15 protein-coding genes are annotated in these 18,534 nt (G+C 72.3%); 10 read left to right on the plus strand and 5 right to left on the minus strand.

Going from position 1 to position 18,534, the window contains the following annotated elements:
• On the plus strand, positions 1-840 hold the full coding sequence (locus tag ACFYL4_RS14365; RefSeq protein ID WP_387518667.1) for an NUDIX hydrolase: 840 nt from the start codon (positions 1-3) through the stop codon (positions 838-840).
• Positions 841-934: 94 nt separating this feature from the next.
• The gene (locus tag ACFYL4_RS14370) at positions 935-1,741 is read left to right on the plus strand and encodes an MBL fold metallo-hydrolase (RefSeq protein ID WP_387518668.1); all 807 of its coding nucleotides are present in this window, start codon (positions 935-937) and stop codon (positions 1,739-1,741) included.
• A gap of 139 nt (positions 1,742-1,880) precedes the next feature.
• Here the strand turns inward: ACFYL4_RS14370 and ACFYL4_RS14375 are convergent, their stop codons facing one another.
• Positions 1,881-2,555, minus strand: coding sequence for a Crp/Fnr family transcriptional regulator (locus ACFYL4_RS14375; protein ID WP_387518820.1), 675 nt, complete (start codon positions 2,553-2,555; stop codon positions 1,881-1,883).
• Between the two features lie 413 nt (positions 2,556-2,968).
• Here ACFYL4_RS14375 and nth point away from each other — a divergent pair, with 413 nt between their 5' ends.
• The 3 genes from nth to ACFYL4_RS14390 all read left to right on the plus strand — a co-directional run bounded on the left by nth (position 2,969) and on the right by ACFYL4_RS14390 (position 5,618).
• Positions 2,969-3,625, plus strand: coding sequence for an endonuclease III (gene nth, locus ACFYL4_RS14380; protein WP_357766145.1), 657 nt, complete (start codon positions 2,969-2,971; stop codon positions 3,623-3,625).
• A 137-nt stretch (positions 3,626-3,762) separates the two neighbouring features.
• Positions 3,763-4,416 carry an NUDIX hydrolase gene (locus ACFYL4_RS14385; protein WP_387518669.1) on the plus strand — a complete coding sequence of 218 codons (654 nt, stop codon included), beginning with the start codon at positions 3,763-3,765 and terminating at the stop codon, positions 4,414-4,416.
• Positions 4,417-4,439: 23 nt separating this feature from the next.
• A complete protein-coding gene (locus tag ACFYL4_RS14390) occupies positions 4,440-5,618 on the plus strand; it encodes a MarP family serine protease (RefSeq protein ID WP_387518670.1) in 1,179 nt (392 codons plus the stop codon).
• Between the two features lie 88 nt (positions 5,619-5,706).
• On the opposite strand, the gene ACFYL4_RS14395 is transcribed toward ACFYL4_RS14390, so the two are convergent.
• Together ACFYL4_RS14395 and ACFYL4_RS14400 are read right to left on the minus strand one after the other, a co-directional pair.
• Positions 5,707-6,261, minus strand: a complete 555-nt coding sequence (locus ACFYL4_RS14395; protein ID WP_357766065.1) for an ATP-binding protein — start codon at positions 6,259-6,261, stop codon at positions 5,707-5,709.
• A gap of 13 nt (positions 6,262-6,274) precedes the next feature.
• On the minus strand, positions 6,275-6,622 hold the full coding sequence (locus ACFYL4_RS14400; protein ID WP_357766068.1) for an STAS domain-containing protein: 348 nt from the start codon (positions 6,620-6,622) through the stop codon (positions 6,275-6,277).
• Between the two features lie 233 nt (positions 6,623-6,855).
• On the opposite strand from ACFYL4_RS14400, the gene ACFYL4_RS14405 reads away from it, so the two are divergent.
• The gene (locus ACFYL4_RS14405; protein WP_387518671.1) at positions 6,856-9,204 is read left to right on the plus strand and encodes a DEAD/DEAH box helicase; all 2,349 of its coding nucleotides are present in this window, start codon (positions 6,856-6,858) and stop codon (positions 9,202-9,204) included.
• Between the two features lie 135 nt (positions 9,205-9,339).
• Here the strand turns inward: ACFYL4_RS14405 and ACFYL4_RS14410 are convergent, their stop codons facing one another.
• Together ACFYL4_RS14410 and eccCa are read right to left on the minus strand one after the other, a co-directional pair.
• Positions 9,340-10,536 (minus strand): S8 family serine peptidase, encoded by a 1,197-nt coding sequence (locus ACFYL4_RS14410; protein WP_387518672.1) that lies wholly within the window; start codon positions 10,534-10,536, stop codon positions 9,340-9,342.
• A 59-nt stretch (positions 10,537-10,595) separates the two neighbouring features.
• Positions 10,596-14,543, minus strand: coding sequence for a type VII secretion protein EccCa (eccCa, locus tag ACFYL4_RS14415; RefSeq protein WP_387518821.1), 3,948 nt, complete (start codon positions 14,541-14,543; stop codon positions 10,596-10,598).
• A 355-nt stretch (positions 14,544-14,898) separates the two neighbouring features.
• On the opposite strand from eccCa, the gene eccD reads away from it, so the two are divergent.
• From eccD to ACFYL4_RS14435, 4 genes are all read left to right on the plus strand, one after another.
• The gene (gene eccD, locus ACFYL4_RS14420; RefSeq protein ID WP_387518673.1) at positions 14,899-16,296 is read left to right on the plus strand and encodes a type VII secretion integral membrane protein EccD; all 1,398 of its coding nucleotides are present in this window, start codon (positions 14,899-14,901) and stop codon (positions 16,294-16,296) included.
• Positions 16,297-16,321: 25 nt separating this feature from the next.
• Positions 16,322-17,773 carry a type VII secretion protein EccB gene (gene eccB / locus ACFYL4_RS14425; RefSeq protein ID WP_387518674.1) on the plus strand — a complete coding sequence of 484 codons (1,452 nt, stop codon included), beginning with the start codon at positions 16,322-16,324 and terminating at the stop codon, positions 17,771-17,773.
• A 25-nt stretch (positions 17,774-17,798) separates the two neighbouring features.
• Entirely contained in the window at positions 17,799-18,128 is a 330-nt protein-coding gene (locus tag ACFYL4_RS14430; RefSeq protein WP_357766083.1) for a WXG100 family type VII secretion target, read from the plus strand.
• Positions 18,129-18,193: 65 nt separating this feature from the next.
• Complete coding sequence (locus ACFYL4_RS14435) at positions 18,194-18,496, plus strand: WXG100 family type VII secretion target (protein ID WP_357766086.1); 303 nt, start codon at positions 18,194-18,196, stop codon at positions 18,494-18,496.
• The last annotated feature ends 38 nt before the right edge of the window (positions 18,497-18,534 follow it).

Consider the following 18,534-nt stretch of genomic DNA (forward strand, 5'->3'; position numbering starts at 1 on the left):
ATGACCGAGAACGACGGTGTGGCCCGGCCCCGCCCCGCCGCCACGGTGATGCTGCTGCGTCCCGTGGCGGGCTCCGGGGCGGAGCGGGCACAACGCCCCATGGAGGTCCTGCTGATGCGCAGGGTCGCGTCCATGGGCTTCGCCCCGGGCGCGTACGTCTTCCCCGGCGGCCGCGTGGACGAACGCGACGCCGACGGCGGCCTGCCCTGGACCGGCCCCACCCCCGAGGAGTGGGCGGGGGTGCTGGGGACGGACGTCCCCCGGGCCCGCGCGCTGGTGTGCGCGGCGGTGCGCGAGACCTTCGAGGAGACCGGGGTGCTGCTGGCCAGCGAGCCCGAACGGGCCGGTGAGGAGGCCATCACCCTCGACACCTCCACCGACGACTGGGAGCGGGACCGGCTCGGCCTGATCGACCGCACGTACTCCTTCACCGAGGTGCTGCGCCGTCGCGGGCTGGTGCTGCGCTCGGAGTGGTTGCGCGCGTGGTCGCGGTGGATCACTCCGAGGAGCCAGCCGCGCCGCTTCGACACCTGGTTCTTCACCGCCGAGCTACCGCCCGGCCAGGAGGCCCGCGACGTCGGCGGGGAGGCCGACCTCACCCGGTGGACCGATCCGGCCGAGGTCGCCGGGGAGTGGGCCGCGGGCCGGATGCCGATGCTGCCCCCGACCGTGGTCGCCTGCGCGGAGCTGGCCGACCGGCGGACCCTCGAAGGTGTGAGAAGCGCCCAACGGGATATCGTTCCCCTCGAACCGGACGTTCGTGAGGTTGACGGTCAGATCCGGGTCGTGACGCCGGGTGGCGGCGCATTCCCCCTGCCGGGACCCGACGCCGCGCGCTGAGCGCGGGCACCCCCGCATCGGGGCGCGCCCGAGACGGAGCGGCCCCGCGCTGGCGCTCGGAACGGTCCGGGTACGGCGATCGAAGCGAGGTGCGATGAGGATCGACGGTTCCGGGACACTGCGCGCCGGTTGTGTGCTCTGCCCCAACCCCGGCGCGATGACGTTGGAGGGCACCAACACCTGGATTCTGCGCGAGCCGGGCGCGCGCGGCGTGGTCGTGGTCGACCCGGGCCCGCACGACGAGCGCCACCTGGAGCGGGTGGCGCGGACGGTGCAGGAGCAGGGCGCCCAGGTGCAGATGACCGTGGTGACGCACCGGCACTTCGACCACGCCGAGGGCGCGCGGTACTTCTCCGAGCTGACGGGGGCGCCGGTGCACGCGGTGGACCCCGAGGTGAGGGTGGGCGGCTCCGGGCTGGCGGACGGCCAGCTGATCGAGGTGGAGGGCCTGGAGGCGCGGGTGATCGCCACTCCCGGGCACACCGACGACTCGGTGTGCCTGCTGTTGGAGGCCGACGACGCGATCCTGACCGGTGACACGGTCCTGGGCCACGGCACCACGGTGATCGACGGCGACGACGGCCTGGCTCCCTACATGGAGTCGTTGTTCCGGCTCCGGGGCCTGGTGGAGGAGTACGGGGTGCGGACCCTGCTGCCGGGGCACGGGCCGGTGCTCACCTCGCCGTTGGCCGCGTTGAACTCCTACATCGACCACCGCGAGGCGCGGTTGGAGCAGGTGCGCGCGGCGGTGGCGGCCGGGGCGGCGGGAGTCGGGGAGATCGTCGACCGCGTGTACCCGGACGTGGTGGAGAGCGTGCGCCCCGCTGCGGCCTCCTCGGTGCGGGCCCAGCTGCGCTACCTCCAGATCCTGGGCGAGCTGCCCGAAGGGTTCGGCGCTTAGGCCACGCCCTCGCTCCGCGCGCGGCGACTCCGTGCGGGGCCCGGGGCGGCTGAGAGCTCCTGACGTCCCCCTGACAGCGCTGCGGCCGCCGCCCTGGGGGGCGACGGCCGCACAGCGTGTGTGACCCGGCTGGGCGCCGCTAGCGCGCGCGGCGGCGCATGCGCTCGACGTCCAGCAGGACGACGGCCTTGGCCTCGATCCGCAGCCAGCCGCGCAGGGCGAACTCGGCCAGGGCCTTGTTGACCGTCTCGCGGGAGGCGCCCACCAGCTGGGCCAGCTCCTCCTGGGTGAGGTCGTGGTGCACGTGCAGGCCGTCGTCGCCCTCCTTGCCGAACTTGTCGGCGAGTTCGAGCAGGGCCTTGGCCACGCGGCCGGGCACGTCGGTGAAGACCAGGTCGGCCATCACGTCGTTGGTCCGGCGCAGTCGTGCGGCCAGCGACTTCAGCAGCTGGAGGCCCACCTGCGGGCGGCTGGAGAGGAAGGGCCGCAGGTCGTCGTGGCCGAGCCCGGCGAGCACGGAGTCGGTGACGGCCACGGCGCTCGCGGTGCGCGGGCGCGGGTCGAACAGCGACAGCTCGCCGAACATCTCGCTGGGGCCGAGCACGCCCAGCAGGTTCTCGCGGCCGTCGATGGCCGTGCGGGTCAGCTTCACCTTCCCGCTGAGGATCACGTACAGGCGGTCGCCCTCGTCACCCTCGTTGAACAGGGTCTGACCGCGACCGAGACGCACCTCGTTCACCGAGGAGCGGAGCGCGGCCGTGTCCTCCTCGTCCAGCGCCTCGAACAGAGGGGCCTTCCGGAGCACCTCGTTGATCTCGTCCACACGTCCTCCTAAAACCTGACCGTCAACAGTGTGACGTATATCGCAACCGGGTGGGAATCCAGTTCGTGACCACGGCATGTCCGCCGGGAGACAACGTGCCCACAACAGCCGACGTCAGCCCATGTGATCCTAGTCGTTGTCGACCTGGGACAGGGCGTGTCCGCGCCGGGTGACCGGACATTGGTTACATAATCTCGGTCACCAGTCGAAACGTCGGCACGCGGTCGAATCCCGACAACCGCGCGCGCGACCCGGGCGTGCCCCCGCGACCGGACGCCTACCCTGTGACGATGTCCCACACTCCAGAGTCCCGCCACGCCGCGCCCGACGACGGAGCGGCCGTGCCGGAGGACGCCACGCCCACCGGGGAGAGCCGACTCGCGCTGGTCCGCCGCGCCCGGAAGATGAACCGGGAGCTCGCCGAGCTGTATCCGGACGCCCACGCCGAACTGAACTTCACCAACCCGCTGGAGCTGCTGGTCGCGACGATCCTGTCCGCGCAGTGCACGGACAAGCGGGTCAACCTGGTCACTCCGGCGCTCTTCGCCCGCTATCCCGACGCGGAGGCCTACGCGTCGGCCAGGCGCGAGGAGCTGGAGGAGATGATCCGTTCGACGGGGTTCTTCCGAGCCAAGGCCAACAGCCTGATGGGGCTGGGCCAGGCCCTGTGCGAACGACACGGCGGCGAGGTCCCTGGAAACCTCGCCGACCTGGTCAAACTACCCGGTGTAGGACGAAAGACCGCAAACGTACTGCTCGGTAACGCCTTCGGTGTGCCGGGGATCACCGTGGACACCCACTTCGGGCGCCTGGTCCGGCGCTTCGGGTGGACCGACGAGGAGGACCCGGTCAAGGTCGAGCACGCGGTCGGCGAGCTTTTCCCGCCCAAAGACTGGACGATGCTCTCCCACCACGTGGTGTGGCACGGCCGCCGGGTGTGCCACGCCCGCCGGCCCGCCTGCGGCGCGTGCGGAGTGGCCCGCTGGTGCCCGTCCTTCGGCGAGGGCCCCACGGACACCGCCACCGCCACCAAGCTGCTCCGTCTGCGCTCGTTCGCCTGAACCGGCACGGGGCCGTACGGGTGCGGGCAGCCTCGGAGTTTGTACTCTGAGTTGACGTGAGTGCGCGCACACCGGGCCCCGGGCGTCCGCACCCGTACCGAACTCCGCGTGACAACCCCGGAACAGGTTCCCAGCGAATGAACTCCACCCCGCTCTGGCTGTCCGCGCTCGCGGACGCCGCCCAGACGATGCCGGTGCCCAAGCCGATGCGCCCGCCGGAGCGGGGCGGCCGCGAGTCGGCGGTGCTCATCCTCTTCGGGGAGACCGACCGGGGGCCGGACCTCCTGCTCATCCAGCGCAACGCCGGGCTGCGCCGCCACGCGGGCCAACCCGCCTTCCCCGGCGGGCGCATCGAACCCAGCGACGCCTCCCCCGAAGCGGCGGCGCTGCGCGAGGCGGAGGAGGAGACCGGCGCGATCCCCGACGGGATCGACGTGGTCGGCCGCCTCCCCGAGCTCTACCTCAGCTTCAGCGACTTCCGGGTCGCCCCCGTCCTCGGCTGGTGGCGCGAACCCTCCGAGGTCCGCGCGGCCGACGCGGGCGAGGTCGCCGCCGTCGCCCGGGTCCCCGTCTCCGACCTCGCCGACCCCGCCAACAGGGTCAAGGTCCGCTACGGGGCCGGACCCGGATGGGGCCCCGGCTTCCGCGTGAACGACATGCTCGTGTGGGGATTCACCGGCGCGATCATCGACAGCCTGCTCGTTCTCGGGGAATGGGAACTTCCCTGGCACGACCGGGGTCTCACTGACGTGTTCGAAGCCACCCCGCAGGGCCTCCGTCCGGTCGGGTAACGCTCACTTCTTGGAGGGCATCCGTGCTCGACGCGGTTCTGGTCATCCTGCTGCTGCTCTTCGCGGTGACGGGGTACCGGCAGGGGTTCATCGTCGGCGTGTTCAGCTTCGTCGGCTTCATCGGCGGCGGCATCGTCGCGGCGCTCACCGCTCCGGGGTACATCCAGGACTGGGTGGCCGACCCCGGGCGCCAGGCGCTGCTGGCCATCGCCGTGGTGTTCCTGTCCGCGGCCCTGGGCCAGTTCCTCGCCTCCTACCTGGGCACCATGGTCCGCAACAAGGTCACCTGGGACTCGGCCCGCGTCGTGGACGCCCTGGGCGGCGCCGTCGTCAGCGGTGTCTCGGTGCTCCTGGTCGCCTGGTTCATCGGGAGCACGGTGGCCAACTCGGCCCTGCCTTACGTGTCCCAGCAGGTCAAGGACTCGCGCATCCTCCAGTCGGTGGACGCGCTGATGCCGGGCGCCGCCCACCAGGGGTTCTCGACCTTCCGCCGGGTGGTGGACCAGAGCGCCTTCCCGCAGGTGTTCAGCGGCCTGGGCACCGGTGAACTCGCCGAGGTCGACCCCCCGGACCCCGACGTCCTCACGACCCCCGAGCTCATCGAGTCGAGCCGCAGTGTGGTCAAGGTGCTCGGCACCGCCCCCTCCTGCCAGCGGCGGGTGGAGGGCACCGGTTTCGCCTACGGTCCGGACCGCATCATGACCAACGCGCACGTGGTCGCCGGGGTCACCGAGGACCTGCGCGTGGTCACCCGGGACGGCCACCAGCTGGAGGCCACGCTCGTGCTCTTCGACGCCCAGCAGGACCTGGCCGTGCTGCACGTGCCGGGGATGGACCTGGAGCCCCTGGAGTTCAACGGCGAGGCCGCCCAGGGCGACGACGCCGTCGTGGCGGGCTTCCCGCGCAACAGCGGATTCACGGCCGTCCCGGCCCGCGTCCGCGCCAAGCAGACCGCGCAGGGCTCGGACTTCTACCACGCTCAGCAGGTGAGCCGCGAGATCTACCAGGTCCGCGCCGTGGTGCGCCCGGGCAACTCCGGCGGCCCGCTGCTCGCCCCCGACGGCACCGTGTACGGCGTGGTGTTCGCCGCCGCCACCAACGAGGACGAGACCGGCTACGTCCTGACCGCCGACGAGGTCGCCGACAACGCCGCGACGGGGCTCACCGCGACCGCCGAGGTCTCCTCCCAGACCTGCGACTGACCTCGGGGCCCCGCGCCGGGTCCCCGAGGCACCGGTACGACGAGGGGGCGCCTCCCGCACAGGGAGGCGCCCCCTCGTGACGTGGTGCCTAGTTCGAGCTCGGGTTCTGGTTCTGGTCCGCCTGGATCGGCCAGCTCATCCGCACCACCGTGCCCGACTCCTCGGGTTCGATGCTCACCTCGTCCGCGAGGCCGGTGATCACCGCCAAGCCGAGACCGGGGGAGAACCCCGAGATCCCGCCGGGAGGGGTGTCCCCGCCGTCGAGGAAGAGGCCGTCGAGCAACGGCTCCAGGTGGTGGGTCGTCTCCTCGGTGTCCTTCGCGGGGGCACGGTCGGAGACGACGACCTCGAAACGCCGCGTCGCGCTCCCGTTGGAGAGCGGCGTGCGTTCCGGGGCCTCGGTACGGGGGTCCGCCACCGGATCACGGCCGTTGCCGTCGATCAGCTGGAGTTGGATCGGCTGCGTGGGACAGTGCAGCTTGTGCGCCGCGACCGCCCGGGAGCAGGCCTCTCCGACCGCCAGCCTGATCTCGTCGATCGCGGAGGCGGCGATACCCGCCCGCCGTGCGACGGTCGCGGCCATGAGCCGGGCCGTGCGCACGTGGGCCGGGAGCGCGCTGATCGTGAGCGTGATGGTTGCCATCGCTCGCTCTGGGCTACTTCGACGGACGCTTGTCGATGGCTTCCTGCACCGAGCTGTGGATGCCGAACACCTTGGTCAGTCCGGTGATCCGGAAGATCTTCAGAATCCGCTCCTGGGTGCAGACCAGGTCCAGGGTCCCGTCGTGTGCACGGACCCGCTTCAACCCGCCCACAAGCACACCGAGGCCCGTCGAGTCCAGGAACTCCACCTTCTCCATGTTCACCACGAGGTGGAAGTTGCCCTTGTTGACCAGGTCGATCAGCAGCTCGCGGAGCCGGGGCGCGGTATAGACATCGATCTCACCCTCAACGACGACGATCTCGGTGTCGCCCTCGGTGTAATGATCAAGCTTCAAATCCACTAGTCCTCCAGCGCCGAACCGCGAAATATCGCGAAGTATCTCTGCCGGGCGTTACCCCACCAGCACGCATTCAACCACGGGTGTCGAGAGTGTCCTCCCGCGATGCACGGGAAAACGGTGACCCCGCGCCACTCCTACCCCGGATGTCACACTGAAACCGGCGTCGAGCGGTGACCCGAATCCGGGAACGAGGGCCGACGACCCGCGAAGGCGTCCAGTGAGGAGGGGACTCGATGAGGCGATCGGAGCCCGCGCTCCCCGGTGTGTGGCGTGACGACACCCGGTACCCGCAGGTCACCCATGTCGAGCATGTGGCCCGGAACGCGGGAGCGAGGGGGGACTGGCCGGAATGGACAGCCTCCCATCTCGTCGAACGGCTCGCTGAACGGGGGATCACGGGTCCGTGGTCCCACCAGGCAGCCGCCGCCGACCTCGCACGCTCGGGCCGCGATGTGATCATAGCCACGGGTACCGCCTCGGGGAAGTCGCTTGCCTTCCTTATGCCCGCAGTTGACGCGGTTGACTCCGGGCAGACCGTGCTCTACCTCTCTCCCACGAAAGCCCTTTCCCAGGACCAGCTCCGGTGGATTACGGACCTCGGACTTTCGGGCATGCGGGCCGCCGTGTACGACGGTGACACCACACCCGAGGAGCGCTCGTGGGTGCGCGAGCACGGGAACTACGTCCTCACCAACCCCGACATGCTGCACCACGGCATCCTGCCCCGGCACGGCGCGTGGTCGGGGTTCCTGCGGCGGCTCCGCTACGTGGTGATCGACGAGGCCCACCGGTACCGGGGGGTGTTCGGCTCGCACGTGGCCCAGATCCTGCGGCGTCTGCGCAGGGTGTGCGCCCGCTACCGTTCGGAGCCGGTGTTCGTGCTGGCCTCGGCGACCTCGGGTTCGCCCGCCGAGAGCGCCTCCCGGCTGACCGGCGTGCCCGTGACCGCCGTGAGCGAGGACGGCTCTCCCCGGCCCGGGATGTCGGTGGCACTGGTCGAGCCGGAGCTCACCGACCTCACCGGGGAGCAGGGCGCCCCGGTGCGCAGGACCGCTTCGTCCCAGGCCGCGGAGATGCTGGTCGACCTGGTGCGGGACGGGGTCAGGACGCTGGTGTTCGTGCGTTCGCGCCAGGGGGCGGAGGTGGTCGCCATGAACGCTCGCCGGATGCTCACCGAGGAGGGGGAGCACGACCTGGCCGGGAGGGTGGCGGCCTACCGGGGTGGCTATCTGGCGAGCGAACGGCGCGAGCTGGAGGAGGCCCTGCGCTCGGGGGAGCTGCTGGGCCTGGCCAGCACGAACGCCCTGGAGCTGGGGGTGGACATCAGCGGGCTGGACGCGGTGCTCATCGCCGGTTGGCCGGGCACACTGGCGTCCCTGTGGCAGCAGGCGGGGCGGGCCGGCCGCCGCGGGCAGGACGCCCTGGCGGTCTTCATCGCGCGGGACGACCCCCTGGACACCTACCTCGCCCACCACCCCGAAGCCATTTTCGGACGCTCGGTGGAGGCCACCGTCCTCGATCCGGAAAACCCGCACATCCTCGGGCCGCACCTGTGCGCCGCCGCCCAGGAACTCCCGATCACCCGTGACGACTTCGCCCTCTTCGGTGACACCACGGAGGCGAGGCTCACCGAACTGGTGGCGAGGGGGATGCTGCGCAGGCGCCCCCGGGGCTGGTTCTGGACCAGTAACGAACGGGCAAGTGACCTCGCCGATATCCGTGGCGCGGGCGGGCCGCCGGTCCAGATCGTCGACACCGCCAGCGGGCAGCTGCTCGGGGAGATCGACGAGGCCGCCGCGCACGGGACCGTCCACACCGGAGCGGTGTACCTGCACCGCGGGGCGACCTACCTCGTCGACGACCTCGACCTGGAGGAGGGCGTGGCCCTGGTGCACGCCGCCGAGCCGCCCTACAGCACCTGGGCGCGGGACACCACGGACATCACCGTGCGGTCGGTGCTGCGGGAGGAGACCTGGCCCAGCGGGGCGCGGGTGTGCTTCGGCGAGGTCGAGGTGGTCCGTCAGGTGGTGGGCTTCCTCAAGAGGGACGTGCGCACCGGTTCCGTGCTCGGCGAACAACCGCTGGACATGCCCGAACGCACCCTCCAGACACGGGCGGTCTGGTGGACGCTGCCGAGGGAGGGGGAGGACCGGCTGCGGGGGGCGGACGTCGCCCTGCTGGGGGCGGCGCACGCCGCCGAACACGCGGCCATCGGGCTGCTGCCGCTGTTGGCCACCTGTGACCGCTGGGACATCGGCGGGGTGTCCACAGCCCTGCACGGGGACACCGGGAAGCTGACGGTCTTCGTATACGACGGGTACGAGGGCGGAGCCGGGTTCGCGGAGCGGGGGTACGCAGCCGCCCGGGAGTGGCTCACCGCGACCCGGGCCGCGATCGCCGACTGCGAGTGCGACCAGGGGTGCCCGTCGTGCATCCAGTCCCCGAAGTGCGGGACGGGGAACGAGCCCCTGAGCAAGTCCGGGGCGCTCCGGCTCCTGGACGAGGTGCTCGGGGGACCCGGGGCGGACGGCCCCGGGCCCGGCGGCGGGCTGCCTGGCGGCGGGGGAGCGGCGGACCGCTGAGGACGCGGACGGCGGTCGGTTCGGGCTGGGCTGCCCACAGGCTGTGGACAGTGCCCTCCGGAGACGGGACCCGGACCCGCTCCCACTCGCGACGGCCACCACGCCCGGCACCCGAACGCCCGCGTCGAGGGTCCGTCAGAGCACGCTCCGCGCCCTGGGGGCGACCCCGGCTCCCGCCTTCGCCCCGGCCTCGGCCTTGGACCTGAGGCGACGGGCGGCGGCGGCGCCGACGGCACAGATCGTCACCAGGAGCGCCGTCCCACCGACCACCGCCATGACCGCGCCCCGGTGCGGCTCACGGGGCAGGTCCAGGGCGAACGACTCGGCCTCGGCCCCGTCGCCCGAGCGGGGGCCCAGGTTCCGGGTGAGCGCGCCCACCGGGTCGAGGAAGCCCGCCCCGCCCTCGGCGTCCGGGTACGCGGACATCACCAGCCGTTCGGCCGTCTGGGCCGCGCTGAGCTCCGGGTCGTCGGACCGGAGCTGCGCCGCCACACCGGCGACGAACGCCGCCGCGACCGCGTCACCCTCGCCCACGGCGTGCCCGTCGCCGCCCGGGGCCAGGCTCAGCACCGACTGGCCGGGCGCGGTGAGGTCGGGCGCCGAGACCCCGCCACCGGGGGGCGCCGGGACCAGCGGGACCCCGTCCGTACCGGTTCCGGCCACCCCCAACACGTCGCTGCGGGTCGCCGGGACGGCCGCGTAGGCGTCGCGCTGGACGAGCGCCATGGACGGCGCCACCACGAGGACGTCCTCCTGCACGGCGGTGTCGACCGCCTTCTCCAACGCGGAGCTGCCCACCGGGATGGCCACACCCACGAGCACGACGTCGGCGCCGTCGCCGACGGCGTCGGTGATGCCCTCGGCGACCGCGTCGGCGTCGGTGCCGCCCCAGTCGTCGGTGACGGGCACGGCGAGCACCCGGGCCCCCGGTGCCACCCCCACGAGGCCGCTGTCCGGCTGCGGCCGCGCGGCGACGATCCCGGCGAGGAAGGTCCCGAACCCCGTGCAGTCCTCACCGGCTCCGTCCACCGCGCCGCTGAGCGCGGCGGAGGAGTCGTCCACACCCGTCCCCACGACGGCCACGGTCACCCCGGCCCCGGAGGACGCGGACCGCGCCCGGGGCAGGCCCAGGGCGTTCTCGGTCCACAGTTCCTGGTTCACGACCTCCTCGGAGGGCGGCACGCACACGTCCTCGGCCAACTCGGGCGCGACCTGCGTCAGCGCGGGCGGCACCTCGTCCGCCAGGGCGGGTCCGGCCGCCGCCGCGAACAGCACCGCCGTCAGTCCGGCCCCGGCCCCGAATCGCCGTCTCCGTTCCGCTCCGTTCGCCACGGGGCCTCCCGATCCTCTCTGCCACCGACCTCGCGGTCGCCTACCCCACACGGCCCCCGTCAGTCGCGGGAGTCCGCCTCCTCGGTCTCCGGGTCCAGCGCCAGCTGCACCTTGACCGGGTCGCGCCGGTCGAAGCGCAGCGCCCGGCCCGGGGGGAGGCGCTGCGGCCGCAAAGACCCGAACAGCACACCCTCGGAGGGCGGGCACGACAACACCATGCTCGGGGTGTTCGCGTCGATGAGCATCCGCAGCGCGGGCTCGCCCATGGCCCGGCTGAACCCGCCGGCGCCGCGTGCCAGGATCAGGTGGAACCCGATGTCGGCGCCGTGGGGCAGCATCTCCATGAGCGGGGTCAGCGGCCCACCGCCGCCGGAGTTCAGCAGGTCGTAGTCGTCGATGACCACGAACAGCTCGGGCCCCTCCCACCACGACCGCTCACGCAGCTGCTCGGGGGTGACCTCCGGCCCGGGCAGCCGCGGCTTGAGGGCCTGGGCCGCGGCCATCATCATCTCGCGGGCGCTCTCGCCGGTGACCGCGTACCCCAGGCGCTGTTCCTCCGGGATCGCGTTGAACAGGCCGCGCCGGGGGTCCACCACGACCACACGCGCCTCGTCGGCGCTGTAGCGCTCCCTGACGGTGCGGGTGATCAGCCGCAGCAGGTTGGTCTTGCCGCTCTCGGTGTCGCCGACCACGAGCATGTGCGGTAGGACGGAGAAGTCGTGCCACAGCGGTTCCAGGCGCCGCTCCTCCAGGCCGAGTGCGATCTTCGGCCCCGCCTGGGGGGCGGGCAGGTCCGACGCCGGGAGCGACAGGGGCAGCAGCCGCACCTGCGGCGCGCGGGCCCCGTCCCAGCGTTCCTTGACGGCCTCCACGACGTCGGCCACGGAGGCGTCGGGCCCCTCCACCAGGTGGGGGAGGGCGGACAGGAAGTGCTTGTACTCGGCGGTCAGGCCGCGCCCGGGGATACGGGGCACCTTCTCCGCCTGGCGCATGTTGATCGCCGAGTCCACGGCGTCGCCCAGCCGGAGTTCGAACCGGGTGACCAGCAGGTCGCGCAGGCTGGACTGCACGTCGGCCCAGCGCGGCGACGCCACGATCAGGTGGATGCCGTAGTTGAGGCCGCGCTGCGCGATCTGCGTGATCTCTGCGATCAGGTCGATCATGTCCGCGCGCACCGTGGCCCAGCCGTCGATGACCAGGAACACGTCGCCGTAGGGCTGGTCGGAGAACTCCCCGGCCGCCCGGCGGCGCCGGTAGGCGCCGATCGAGTCGACGCCGTGCTCGGCGAAGAACTGTTCGCGGCGGCCCAGCAGGGCGGTCATCTCCGCGACGGTGCGGGTGACGCGCTCGACGTCCATCCGCCCGCAGATCCCGCCCACGTGCGGCAGGTCCGCCACACCGCGCAGCGTGCCGCCGCCGAAGTCCAGGACGTAGAACTGCACCTGCTCCGGGGTGTTGGTGAGGGCCAGCGCGGTGATCAACGTGACCAGCAGCGTGCTCTTGCCGCTCTGCGGCCCGCCGATCACGGCGGTGTGCCCGCCCGCGCCGCGCAGGTCGGCGGTGAGCGGGGTGCGCAACTGCTCGAAGGGGCGGTCCACCAGGCCGACGGGAACGGTGAGCACCGGGTCCGTGCCCCAGACGGGCAGGCCGGGTGCGCCCTCGGCACGCAAAAGTTCGGCCACGGTGGGGGCCTGGTCCAGGGGAGGCAGCCACACCTGACGCGCGGGGGGGCCGACGTCGCGCACGGCCTCCAGCGCGGTCTCCAGGAGGGTGGTGTCCGCCTCCTCCGACGGTTCCGGTTCGGGCTCCGCCTCGACGACGGGCGGCCCGGCCACGTACCCGGGGAGGAAGGGGGTGATCTCGCGCGCCGCTGCCGAGGCCCGGGCGGTGCGGCGCTTGGCGCGGTAGGGGCCCGAGACGTAGGCGGCCTTGAACCGGGTGAGTTCCTCGGTGTCGGACTTCAGGTAGCCCGACCCGGGGGCCGGGGGCAGCTGGTGGGCGTCGGCCACACCGAGCACGCCCCGGCTCTCCATCGCGGAGAACGTGCGCAGGGCGATCCGGTAGGAGAGGTGGCTCTCCAACTGGTGCATGCGCCCCTCGTCCAGTCGCTGGGAGGCCAGCAGCAGGTGCACGCCCAGGCTCCGGCCGAGGCGGCCGATCATGACGAACAGCTCCATGAAGTCCCGGTGGGCGGCGAGCAGCTCGCTGAACTCGTCCACGATCACGAAGAGCGTGGGCATGGGCTCCATGGTCGGGTCGCTCCGGCGGCCCTTCTCGTACTCGTGCACCGAGCTGAAGTTGCCCGCCGATCGCAGCAGCTCCTGGCGGCGGATCAGCTCGCCGTGCAGGGCGTCCTGCATGCGTTCCACGAGGGAGGTCTCGTCGGCCAGGTTGGTGATCAGCGCCGAGGTGTGGGTGAGCCCGTCCAGACCGATGAACGTGGCGCCGCCCTTGAAGTCCACCAGGACGAAGTTGAGCTTCTCGGAGGAGTGCGTGAGTGCCAGGGACAGCACGAGCGTGCGCAGCAGCTCGCTCTTGCCCGAACCGGTGGCGCCGATCAGCATGCCGTGCGGGCCCATGCCGCCCAGAGCCGACTCCTTGAGGTCCAGTTCCAGGGGAGCGCCCGAGGCGGCGATGCCGATGGGCACCCGCAGGCGACTCTCCGGGCGCTCGCGCTCCCACTCGCGGGCGGCGTCCCACGTGTGGAGGTTGGGGATGCCCAGCAGGGCGGTGAGGTCGAAGTCGGTGGTGAGCGGCTCCACCACGTCGGCGGCGACGCTGACCCGGTAGGGCGCCATCATGCGCGCGAGGGAGCGGGCGCGCGGCAGGTCGAGGGCGTCGGGACGTCCGAGGTGGGAGAAGGACTCGCGGCCGGAACGGTCCAGCTCGCACATCTCCAGGGAATCCCCTTCGACCCTGAGTGAGAGTGTGTGAGGCGCTCCGTCCCACATGCGATCAGTGCCCACTTCGATCACGATCGCGTTGCGAAAGCCGCCGCTGAGCAACCTCGACCCTTGCGGCACGACTCCGCCGTCGACGATGATGACCGTGAACGGCTCGTCACGGCCGGGCACCGCCTGGGGGTCGAAGGGCGGCCGGTCCGCCAGGTCCGGGCCGACGAGTCTTTCCAGCTCAATGGCGTCGGGGGCGATCAGCCGGACGGGTCCGGCACCATCGCGCTCCTTCGGGTGCATGCAATGCGGGAGCCATTTCATCCATTCCCAGTCGGCCATTCGCTCGTCGTTCACACAAGCGACCACACGCAATTCATCCGGCGCGTGAAAAACTGTGACCTGACCCACGAGTGCGCGCACCATTGCACGGCTGGATTCGGCGTCGCCGCTCAGCCCCAGATGCGCGAATCCGCGTAGATAAAGCGAGACCGGCAAGTCCGCGACGGTGGCGTACGCGTTGATGAAGCGCCGCAGCGCGTGGGCGCACAGCGGCTCGAGGTCCTCCACCGGCTTGGTCGACAGCGGGGCGATGCGCGTCTGGAGCGGCTGCTCCCCCACGGCCACGCGGATCTCGGCGAAGTCGTCGTGGCTCCCCCTGCGCTCCCAGAGCCTGCTCGTGCGCACCAGCGACCACAGCGCGTCCGGGTCGGGTCCGTTCCACGCGCGCGCCTCGCGCTGGGCCACCACGACCTCCCGCACCCGTCCGCGCATCTGGCCGAGGTAGCGCAGGTAGTCGCGCCGGTCACCGGAGAGCCTGCGGCTGCGTTCGATCCGCACGCGCAGGATCTGGCCGCCGACCATCGCGACCGCGCCGACGACCATCATGCCGCCCGCGATGAAGGGCATCGCGGTGCCCAGGGCACCCGCCCCGGAGGGCCGGATGAACATCATCACCATCGCGAGCGAGCTCAGCGCCATCGGCAGGTACATGAAGACCCCCGAGATGCTGTTCTCCTGCTCAGGGAGGACCGGCGGCTCCTGGAGGGAGAGCTCGCCCTCGGGCGGCTCGGGCCCGGGCCGGCGGGCGGGTCTGCGGACGAGGATGGTGCTGATCGGCGTATCCCTTCTCTTTCCCCTGGTCAGCCGGGATTCGCGGCAGGGGCGTCGGGCGGACCGAACCGGTGTTATTACGACAGGGTGAATGGACCGAACCCCAGAGTCGGATTCGGTTTCCGATGGCGGGCCCCGAGGCCCGAATGAGCAACGGTATCCCCGGGGCAGAGTTTCCGAAACGTCATGTCCGGAATTCCGCAAGTGGTGCTAGTCTAGCCCAGCATTTCGTGATCGGGGGCGCCGTCCCCAGCCCTTCCGAGGAGGAATGGCGTGCCCCGGTCCAGTCTCCTCCACGGGTGTATTTATCCCGCACCCGTAAACCGACCCAGCCACCGTCGTCCAGCGAGGAGGACCGATGTCGGACGTCGTCGCCGCTGATCTGTGCCGCCTGGTCGTGCGCGCTCCCAACGCCTCCTTCGAGATCGCGGTCCCCTGTGACCTCCCGTTGGCCGAGCTGCTTCCCACGTTCCTGCTCTACGCCGAGAACGAGACCGAGGACCTGGACGAGAGCGGGCTCGAACACGGCGGCTGGGTGCTCCAGCGGCTGGGTTCGCCGCCGCTCGACGAGTCCGAGACGGCCGAGACCCTCGGCCTCACCGACGGTGAGACGCTCTACCTGCGCGAACGCGCCGACCAGATGCCGGAGATCCACTTCGACGACCTCGTCGACGGGGTGGCCGACACCCTGGCCGAGCGCTCCGACGGGTGGGGGCCGGTCGTCTCCAGGCGCGTCCTGACCGGCACCGCCGCCGTGGGCTTCCTCGGCGCCCTGGCCCTGCTGACCCTGCTCGGCCCCACCTGGATCGCCGGCGCGACCGCGGCGTCCACGGGCCTGCTCCTGCTGCTCGCGGCGGCCGCCGCCTCCCGGGCCTTCGACGCGCCCGTCGCCGGTGCGGTCACCGGCGGCGCCGCCGTGCTGTTCATGGCCTTCGCCGGAGCCACGCTGCCGGGCGGCGACCCCAGCAACACGCTCACCGGGGCGCGGATGCTCTCCGGGGCGTCGACGGCGACCGGCGCGGCGGTCCTCGCGATCGCCGCCGTGGCAGCCTGCCTGCCGTTCTTCACCGCGATCATCGGCACAGCGCTGTTCACCGCCGCGGCCGGAGCACTCCTCCTGTTCTGGGACCAGGCACCGCCCCCGGGCGTGGCCGTCTCGGCCGCCGCTCTGGTGCTGCTGCTGTGCTCCTTCGCCCCCGCCCTGGCCTTCCGGCTGGCGGGGATGCGCCTGCCGCCGCTCCCCGACGGCGTCAGCCAGCTCGGCGAGTACATCGACCCCCACCCCGCCCGCGACGTGCGCGTGCGCACCCAACGCGGAGACCACTACCTCGGCGGTCTGCTGGCCGTGGTGGGCGCGGTCTGCGCGGCCTCGATGACCGTGCTGGCCGCCCACCCCGGGGGAACGGCCTCCACCGCGGGCGTGTGCGTCGCGCTGATCCTGCTCCTCCAGTCGCGCGGACTCAGCGGCGTGTGGCACCGGGTGTGCCTGCTGGGCTCCGGCGTCTACGGGCTGGTGGCCATGGCGGTCGGCGGCGGCCTGGTCGGCGGGGACACCGCCCGCTTGGTCCTGTTCGGCCTGCTGCTGGTGGCCGCGCTCGGGCTGCTCCTGGCCGCGTGGTCCGTGCCGGGCAACCGCCCCATCCCGCACTGGGGGCGCGCGGGCGAACTGATCCAGAGCCTGGCCGCGATAGTGCTGGTGTGCCTGGTACCGGCGAACCTGGGGTTGCTGGCGTTGATGCGGGGGATCGGCGGATGAGGCGGACCGGAAAGCGGGTGGTCTGATGCAGACCCGTCGCGACCAGGTACAGGCGCACTCGTTCATGGTGCGCCGACTCTCCACCGCCATGGCCGCCGCCGACCCGGACGCCGCCGAGGCGCCCCTACGGCGCACCCGCAACGGCGCCTTCATCGGGCTCGTCCTCGCGGTACTGCTGTGCGTGGGGTTCCTCGTGTTCGGTCTGATCTTCCCCGGCGGCGCCACCTCCTGGCGCAACGAGGGGACGCTCGTCGCCGTCAAGGGCGGCGGGGGCCGGTACGTCTTCTCCGGCGGAGTCCTGTGGCCGGTCACCAACCAGGCCTCCGCCCTGCTGCTGGCCGCCAACCCCAAACCGGTCCAGGTCGCCGCCCGCTCCCTGGAGGGCACACCCGTGGGCGCCCCCCTGGGCATCGCGGGCGCCCCCGACGCCCTCCCCGCGCCGGACCCGGAGGGCCCCATGGTCTGGCAGGTGTGCGCCACCACCGTCAACACCGGTGACGGCGTCGAGACCCTCACCTCGCTCACCCTGGGCCGGTCGCCGTTCGGCTCCCCCGTCGGCGGAGACGACGGGGTCCTGGTGCGCGGGCCCGGCGGCGGCGTCCACCTGCTGTGGCAGGGCAACCGCCTGGCCGTCGACGAGGAGAACGGCGCCCTGGAGTCCCTGGGCTACGGCACCGTGATCCCGCACCCCGTCTCGGCCGCCGTCCTGGACGGCGTGCCCGCCGGACCCGAGCTCAGCGCGCTCGACGTCGACGGCCGCGGCGAGGACGGGCCGCGCGTCAGCGGCGCCGACACCCGGGTGGGCCAGGTCTTCACCGTCCCGGCCGCCGAGGGCGGCCCCGAGCAGTACTACGTCCTCACCCGGGGCGGCCTGACCCCCACCGACGCCACCCACGCGCGTCTGCTGCTGGGGCACCCGCTCACCGCGGAGGAGGCCTACGGGGGCGCCGATCCCGCCCCGGTCGAACTCACCGTGAACGAGTTGCGCGCGCACCTGTCGGGGGAGGAGTCGATCACCGGCGACGGCCTGCCCACCACGCCCCCGCCGCTCACCGACCCCCAGGGCGCGGCGCTGTGCGTCGTCGACCAGGGGGACGGCGCGCTCGCGCTGGCGCTCACCTCACCGGCCGACATCGGCGGCCGGGCCGCCCGCCCCCCGGCGGGCAGTACCTCCGCCTGCACCGCCCCCGACCTCATCGACGTCCCCTCCGGGGAGGGCGGCCTGGTCCGTGCGGCTCCGGCGGGCGGGGCCGCGCTCCGGGGCTCCTACTTCCTGGTCACCGACACCGGGGCCAAGTACCCGGTGCCCGACGCCAAGACCGCCGAGACCCTGGGCTACGCGCCCGGCGGGGCCTCCGCCGTCTCCACCGCCCTGCTGGACCTGCTGCCCACCGGGCCCGACCTGACCCCGCAGGCCGCCACGGAACCCGTCGGCGCCCTCGCGGAACCGGGGGAACCCCGGTGCCTTTCCCAGTGACTCCCCACAGAACCAGGAGACCCCCATGTCGATGATGCGCAGTACCGACCAGGCGATGCGGACCGGCCGCGACGCCATGGAGACCGCCCACACCACGTGCAACGGCGTCTACACCAGCGTCGACGGCGTCCGGGACCTGCTCGGCGGCAACTGGCAGGGCGGCGCCGCCACCCAGTACGACACGGCGCTGGTCAAGTGGCTGGAGGAGCTGCGCCTGATCACGAACGACATGAACGACATGATCGGCATCCTCGGCGGTACCGAGCGCAACTTCCACGCCATGGAGGACGAGAACATGCTGTCCGCCAACTGGATCACCCAGCTCAACCCCAACCAGGCCGACGTCGCTCGCTGACCTGACCTGATCCGACCCGCGACGCCCCCGCGACCGGGGGCGCACCATCGAGAGAAACCGGAGCCATGCCCATGGACGGATTCGAGATCAAGTACAGCGGTGCCGACGACGCGGGCATCGACCTGCGCCGCCAGACCGACATCATCGAGCAGGCCATCAACGAACTGGACGCGAAGGTCCAGGCGGTCAAGGCCGACTGGGTCGGCGAGGCGGCCAACCAGTACGACCAGCGCCTCGCCTCCTGGCGGCGCAACATCGCCGACATGCGCGCCCTGCTGGGCCACGCGCAGGTCTCCCTCGGCGACATCACCGAGCGCTACCGCAGGGGCGACCTCCAGGAAGCCGGTAACTGGAGTGCCCGCCGTTGACCGCCCCCCTCGGCCGCGGCGCCGGTCCGGTCGGGCCG

It is taken from the genome of Nocardiopsis sp. NPDC006938, assembly GCF_042869555.1.
GTDB lineage: Bacteria > Actinomycetota > Actinomycetes > Streptosporangiales > Streptosporangiaceae > Nocardiopsis.